Origin of the sequence: Aeromonas sp. PS2Canimalfood6, assembly GCF_048276795.1 — a bacterium.
Lineage (GTDB): Bacteria > Pseudomonadota > Gammaproteobacteria > Enterobacterales > Aeromonadaceae > Aeromonas > Aeromonas caviae.
The window spans coordinates 1-7,080 of record NZ_JBLUXC010000098.1; the positions used below are offsets into that span (position 1 = coordinate 1).

5 protein-coding genes and 1 pseudogene are annotated in these 7,080 nt (G+C 55.5%); 5 read left to right on the forward strand and 1 reads right to left on the reverse strand.

Translation table 11 applies throughout. From position 1 onward, the window contains the following. Positions 1-484 precede the first annotated feature (484 nt). The 5 genes from mrkA (at position 485) to mrkF (ending at position 6,023) form a co-directional block, all read left to right on the forward strand. Complete coding sequence (gene mrkA / locus ACNPAA_RS20375; RefSeq protein WP_025714801.1) at positions 485-1,093, forward strand: type 3 fimbria major subunit MrkA; 609 nt, start codon at positions 485-487, stop codon at positions 1,091-1,093. A 95-nt stretch (positions 1,094-1,188) separates the two neighbouring features. After that, positions 1,189-1,890, forward strand: coding sequence for a type 3 fimbria chaperone MrkB (mrkB, locus tag ACNPAA_RS20380; RefSeq protein ID WP_000820818.1), 702 nt, complete (start codon positions 1,189-1,191; stop codon positions 1,888-1,890). A gap of 11 nt (positions 1,891-1,901) precedes the next feature. Continuing rightward, positions 1,902-4,388, forward strand: coding sequence for a type 3 fimbria usher protein MrkC (mrkC, locus tag ACNPAA_RS20385; RefSeq protein ID WP_000813718.1), 2,487 nt, complete (start codon positions 1,902-1,904; stop codon positions 4,386-4,388). After that, positions 4,379-5,374 carry a type 3 fimbria adhesin subunit MrkD gene (gene mrkD, locus ACNPAA_RS20390; protein WP_048994310.1) on the forward strand — a complete coding sequence of 332 codons (996 nt, stop codon included), beginning with the start codon at positions 4,379-4,381 and terminating at the stop codon, positions 5,372-5,374. The genes mrkC and mrkD overlap by 10 nt, the downstream gene beginning before the upstream one ends. 13 nt (positions 5,375-5,387) lie before the next feature. After that, a complete protein-coding gene (gene mrkF, locus ACNPAA_RS20395) occupies positions 5,388-6,023 on the forward strand; it encodes a type 3 fimbria minor subunit MrkF (protein WP_000677445.1) in 636 nt (211 codons plus the stop codon). Positions 6,024-6,133: 110 nt separating this feature from the next. On the opposite strand, the pseudogene ACNPAA_RS20400 reads toward mrkF, so the two are convergent. Beyond that, positions 6,134-6,961, reverse strand: a pseudogene (locus ACNPAA_RS20400) (IS5 family transposase); the annotation flags it as partial. Positions 6,962-7,080 lie beyond the last annotated feature (119 nt).

Consider the following 7,080-nt stretch of genomic DNA (forward strand, 5'->3'; position numbering starts at 1 on the left):
AGCGATTGGGCCGCTGCCCACAGGAGTGGTTGAGGGCCGTGGTCAGGGCGTGCATCGAGAAGACAGATTATCCCATCCCGGCAGAACTGATGCCGTCAACCCCGTCCTGGTGAATAGATACGCTGAAATGACGTGCAGTGACGATTAAAAAGTGTGAAGGCGATCCTGACTATAAAGTTAACTGCATATCACAGGCCTATAAGTATTTGTTTTGTAGGCAAAAAACTATTTTTAATTTTTAACAAAATGTTCACGATCTCGCCCTGCAAGGTATTCGAAGAGTACTGTCAGGCGGCATAGGCGAGTGTCGCACTTCGAAGTTGAATTCGCGAAGTGATAAAAAGTGTATGGAAATATAGGGGCCAATCGACTAAAGTCTTTTTCGTTAACTGTGGCATAAATCAGCATCGCCTGATGTTTCTGGTTCTATGCGAATTCACAGTGTGCTCATTGATTCGTAATTCACTCTGACAAGGAAATGGCAATGAAAAAGGTTCTTCTTTCTGCAGCAATGGCAACCGCGTTTTTTGGCATGACTGCTGCCCATGCAGCTGATACCAATGTTGGCGGCGGCCAGGTTAATTTCTTCGGTAAAGTTACCGATGTATCCTGTACTGTTTCCGTTAACGGCCAGGGCAGCGATGCGAACGTTTACCTGTCTCCGGTAACCCTGACTGAAGTTAAAGCGGCAGCAGCGGATACTTACCTGAAACCGAAATCTTTCACCATTGACGTCTCTAAGTGCCAGGCTGCTAATGGCACTAAACAGGATGACGTAAGCAAACTGGGCGTGAACTGGACCGGCGGTAACCTGCTGGCTGGCGCAACCAGCAAACAACAGGGCTACCTGGCGAACACCGAAGCTTCCGGTGCTCAGAACATCCAGCTGGTGCTGTCTACTGACAACGCTACCGCGCTGACCAACAAAATCATCCCGGGTAACAGCACTCAGCCGAAAGCGAAAGGCGACGCTTCCGCTGTAGCCGATGGCGCGCGTTTCACCTACTACGTAGGCTACGCCACCAGCGCGCCGACCACGGTAACCACCGGTGTGGTTAACAGCTACGCGACTTACGAAATTACTTACCAGTAATTCCGTCAGAAAATAAAACTGCCCCGCGATGGGGCAGTTAATAACAATAATAAAGCGGCAATGTCCGCCGCTTGTATTTTTATTCTGAGGTCAGCATGAAGCGTATTGCCCTTTTTTTCTGTTTCATTTTTAGTTTTGCGGCCCATGCCAACAATATTATTGTTAACGGTACCCGCTTTATTTATCCAGGAAATGAAAAAGAAATAACGGTACAGCTTTCAAATAACGCCGACCGTCCGGCGCTGGCGCAGGCCTGGCTGGATAACGGCGATGCCGATGCCACACCGGATACCATTACCACCCCGTTTATTATCACCCCGCCGATTTCGCGCGTTGACGCCAAGAGCGGCCAGACGCTGCGTATTAAGCTCGGTAGCAGCGCCGGTCTGGCGAAAGATAAAGAGACGCTGTGGTGGCTGAATCTGCTGGAAATTCCGCCGGTGGTGGCCAATCAGAAAAATGAAGGCCAGAACGTGCTGCAGCTGGCGATCCGTTCGCGCTTTAAATTTATTTATCGTCCTGCCGGACTGGGCAACCGCGATGCGGCGGCCGAGAAGCTGACCCTGACCGCCAGCGGCAGTAGTCTCGCCATCAACAACCCGACGCCGTTCTACATTACCGTCAGCCGTATTTCCCGCGACGGCGGTAAAGCCCTGAACAGCAAAACCGTGATGCTGGCGCCGCAGTCCAGCCAGACGGTGGCGCTCTCCTCCGCCGTCAACCGCGGCGAAACCCTGACCGTTAACAACATTAATGACTATGGCGCCGATGTCGCAGTGAAAGTGGCCGTTAAATAAGGGAAAAGCTAATGAAGCAGAGGTCATTCTGCCCGGGAAGATTAAGCACCGCGATCGCCATCGCGCTGTGCTGCTTTCCGCCATTTTCCAGCGGACAGGAAAACCCGGGAACGGTATATCAGTTTAACGACGGCTTTATTGTCGGCAGTCGCGAAAAGGTCGATCTGTCGCGCTTTTCGACCAGCGCGATTACCGAAGGCACTTACTCCCTTGACGTCTACACCAACGACGAGTGGAAAGGGCGCTACGATTTACGCATCGCGCGCGATAAAGATGGTCGGCTGGGCGTCTGCTACACCAAAGCGATGCTGGCCCAATATGGCATCGCGGCGGAAAAGCTCAATCCGCAGCTGAGCGAGCAGGAGGGCTACTGCGGTAGCCTCAAATCCTGGCGCAACGAAGAAAACGTCAAAGACAACCTGGTCCAGTCCTCCCTGCGGTTGAACATTTCGGTACCGCAGATCTATGAAGATCAACGCCTGAAAAACTATGTCAGCCCGGAGTTCTGGGACAAAGGTATTACCGCGCTCAATCTTGGCTGGATGGCGAACGCCTGGAACAGCCATACCTCTTCGGTAGGCGGGTCGGATAACAGCAGCGCCTATCTGGGCGTCAACGCCGGTCTGTCGTGGGACGGCTGGCTGCTGAAGCACATCGGCAACCTGAACTGGCAGCAGCAGCAGGGTAAAGCGCACTGGAACAGCAACCAGACCTATCTCCAGCGCCCTATCCCACAGCTCAACTCCATCGTCAGCGGCGGGCAGATTTTCACCAATGGTGAATTTTTCGACACCATCGGTCTGCGCGGGGTTAATCTTTCCACCGATGACAATATGTTCCCGGACGGCATGCGCTCGTATGCTCCGGAAATTCGCGGCGTGGCGCAGAGCAACGCCCTCGTCACCGTGCGCCAGGGCAGCAATATTATCTATCAGACCACCGTTCCGCCCGGACCGTTTACCCTGCAGGATGTCTATCCTTCCGGCTATGGCAGCGATCTTGAGGTCTCGGTGAAAGAAGCGGATGGCTCGGTAGAAGTGTTTAGCGTGCCTTACGCTTCCGTCGCCCAGCTGCTGCGTCCGGGAATGACCCGCTACGCGCTCTCCGCCGGTAAAGTGGACGACAGCGCGCTGCGCAACAAGCCGATGCTCTATCAGGCGACCTGGCAGCACGGGATCAACAATCTGTTGACCGGCTACACCGGGGTCACCGGTTTTGACGACTATCAGGCCTTCCTGGTGGGGACAGGGATGAACACCGGCATCGGCGCGCTCTCTTTTGACGTCACCCATTCGCGGTTGAAGAGCGATGCCCATGATGACTCGGGTCAGAGCTATCGCGCGACCTTTAACCGCATGTTTACCGATACCCAGACCAGCATCGTGCTGGCGGCGTATCGCTACTCGACGAAAGGTTATTACAACCTCAACGACGCGCTGTACGCCGTCGATCAGGAAAAAAATAGTCGCAGCAACTACACCCTGTGGCGGCAAAAAAACGGCATGACCTTCACGGTGAACCAGAACCTGCCGGACGGCTGGGGCGGGTTTTATCTCAGCGGCCGTATCTCCGATTACTGGAACCGCTCCGGGACCGAGAAGCAGTATCAGGTCAGCTACAACAATTCATTTGGTCGTCTCTCCTGGTCGGCGAGCGCGCAGCGCGTCTATACGCCAGACAGCTCCGGTCATCGTCGCGACGATCGTATTTCACTCAACTTCAGCTACCCGCTGTGGTTTGGCGATAACCGCACCGCCAACCTGACGTCGAACACCTCGTTCAATAACTCGCGCTTTGCCAGCTCGCAGATTGGTATCAACGGTTCGCTGGACAGTGAAAACAACCTTAACTACGGCGTGTCGACCACCACCGCCACCGGCGGTCAGCATGATGTGGCGCTCAACGGCAGCTACCGTACGCCATGGACCACCCTCAACGGCAGCTACAGCCAGGGCGAAGGCTATCGTCAGAGCGGCATTGGCGCCAGCGGGACGATGATCGCCCACAGCGGCGGCGTGGTGCTCTCACCGGAAAGCGGCTCGACGATGGCCCTGATTGAAGCCAAAGACGCGGCCGGGGCGATGCTTCCGGGATCGCCGGGCACCCGTGTGGACAGCAATGGTTACGCCATCCTGCCGTATCTGCGCCCGTACCGGATTAACGCCGTGGAAATCGACCCGAAAGGCAGCCATGACGACGTGGCCTTCGATCGCACCGTGGCGCAGGTTGTGCCGTGGGAAGGCAGCGTGGTTAAGGTCGCGTTCGGCACTAAGGTGCAGAACAACCTCACCCTGCAGGCGCGCCAGGCGAACCACGAGCCGTTGCCGTTTGCGGCAAGTATTTTCTCCCCCGACGGCAAGGAGATCGGCGTTGTCGGCCAGGGCAGCATGATGTTTATCAGCGATGCGAACGCCAAACGCGCGATTGTGAAGTGGAGCGGCGGGCAGTGTTCGGTGGATCTGGGACAGCAAACAACAAAGGATAGCGTATGTCGCTGAGGAAATTACTGACGCTTTTTATCGTCTTAATGGCGCTGGGAACCACCTCGTCCTGGGCCTCCTGTACGCGTCTCTCATCGCCAACGGTGATGCTGGACATGGTGGTGGGCAGGGTGGTGGTGCCCCCGGATCTGCCGGTGGGCTCGGTGATCCTTACCCGCGACTGGACGATGAGCGCTCCCGGCGGGGCAAGCTATCGCTGTACTGCCGGCACCAACCGCTTTGTGGCGAAGATCGTGTCGCCAGGGGCCACGGACCTTGGAAATAAAATCTACTCCACCAACGTGCCGGGAATCGGCATGCGTTTCAGCCGCGGCGGCGCAACGGTAAATATCGTCTATCCCGACGTCTATTCGTCCCAGGTATATAACACCACCAACTATTCCCTCGAAGGGTCGCGCTTTACGCTGGAGATTATCAAAACCGCGGCAACCACCGGCAGCGGCACCCTGGCGGCGGGTAAGTACACCTCCTACGACTGGGAGAGCGGCAGTAACCCGATCCTCGAAACCTATCTGAGCGCCAACGCCATCACCGTGGTCTCGCCCTCCTGTTCAGTGCTGAGCGGGAAAAATATGAATGTCGATGTGGGTTCCATCCGGCGCACCGACCTGAAAGGGGTCGGCACCACCGCCGGCGGGAAGGATTTTAATATCGACCTGCAGTGCAGCGGCGGCCTGAGTGAAACGGGATATGCCAACATCAGCACCTCGTTCTCCGGTACCCTGGCCACCAGCACTACCGCTACCATGGGCGCCTTGCTGAATGAAAAAGCCGGCAGCGGGATGGCGAAAGGCATTGGCATCCAGGTGCTGAAGGATGGCTCCCCGCTGCAGTTTAATAATAAATACACCGTCGGCCGCTTGAATAATCAGGAGACCCGCTACATCACCATACCGCTGCACGCGCGTTTTTATCAGTATGGCCCGACGACCAGCACCGGCGAGGTGGAGTCGCATATGATCTTTAACCTGACGTACGATTAATACGGGAGGGGGAATGAAGGGATTGCCGAAAAACACTATCGCGTGGCTGCTATTTTGCGGCAGCCTCGCCGCCCCCTCGGCGTGGGGTTTTGAGACCAATTACGATCGCGGACGGGTCGATTTTGCCGGGCGGGTGACGGATATTTCCTGTAGCATCGCGCTAAACGGCGGCCAGCATGCCGGCAGCGGTAATGTCTGGCTGGCGCCGGTCAGCCTGGCGGAAGTCCACGATCGCGGTGCCGGGGCGTTTATGAAACCGCAGCCGTTTACCCTGGCACTGTCAAACTGCCAGCTGCGCCATGATGGTGGGGCAGCCTCGCAGGATGAGGTGCGTCGGGTCAGCGTGCGCTGGGTCGATGGTTTTTTACTGACGGCGGTCGGTAACGAAAACGCCGGGTATCTGGCCAATACCTTGCCGGATGGAGCGCAGAATATTTATCTGGCGCTATCGACTAACGATAATAATACGCTGGATAAGAGTAATAAAATTGTCCCGGCGGACCCGCAGCAAAATCAGGTGCGTTTGCAGGAAAGCGCGGTCAGCGGCGGCCTGTTCACCTATTACGTTGGCTATGTTTCGCCAACGCCGAAAAGCGCCACCAGCGGGCCGATTACCAGCTGGGCAACGTGGGAATTAGTTTATAATTAAGTGACGTTAAAAAGCCGGGAATTCCCGGCTTTTTTTACATGGCAATATCATCGGGGCTTTGTTGAATAAATCAGATTTCGGGTAAGTCTCCCCCGTAGCGGGTTGTGTTTTCAGGCAATACGCACGCTTTCAGGCATACCTGCTTTCGTCATTTTGTTCAGCGCTCGTACCAGGGCCATAGCCTCCGCAACCTGACCATCGTAGTCACGCAGCGTCAGTGAACCCCCGAACAGCTGTTTTACCCGGTACATCGCCGTTTCCGCTATCGAGCGACGGTTGTAATCTGTTGTCCATTTCCACCGCGCATTACTCCCGGTCATTCGCTGATTAGCCACTGCACGGTTACGGTCTGCATATTCACCGGGCCAGTAACCCGCGCCTTTTCGGGGTGGGATAAGCGCGCTGATTTTCTTACGCCGCAGTTCATCGTGACAGAGCCGGGTGTCGTAAGCGCCGTCTGCCGATGCTGCCCTGATTTTTCTGTGAGTCTGCCGGATAAGACCCGGGAAGGCTTCTGAGTCCGTCACATTGTTCAGCGACAGGTCTGCACAGATGATTTCATGTGTGTTGCTGTCAACTGCCAGATGCAACTTTCGCCATATACGACGGCGTTCTTTGCCGTGTTTTTTGACTTTCCATTCGCCTTCACCAAAGACCTTCAGCCCGGTGGAATCAATCACCAGATGCGCGATTTCACCCCGGGTGAACGTTTTGAAACTGACATTAACCGACTTTGCGCGCTTGCTGACACTGGTGTAATCCGGGCAGCGCAACGGAACATTCATCAGTGTAAAAATGGAATCAATAAAACCCTGTGCAGCCCGCAGGGTCAACCTGAACACGCGTTTAATGACCAGAACGGTGGTGATGGCGAGATCAGAATAGCGCTGAGGTCTTCCCCGTGATGAAGGCGTTGCCGACTCATACCAGGCCTGAATCCGTCATTCCGCACCTGATTTTGCTATTTTCAGTGCTTGACGGCGATCGGCCGTTCTGATCTATTACTCTCTTTTGCAGGTAGATCATCATGGCCGCACCCGCTATCTCGATCCGTAAC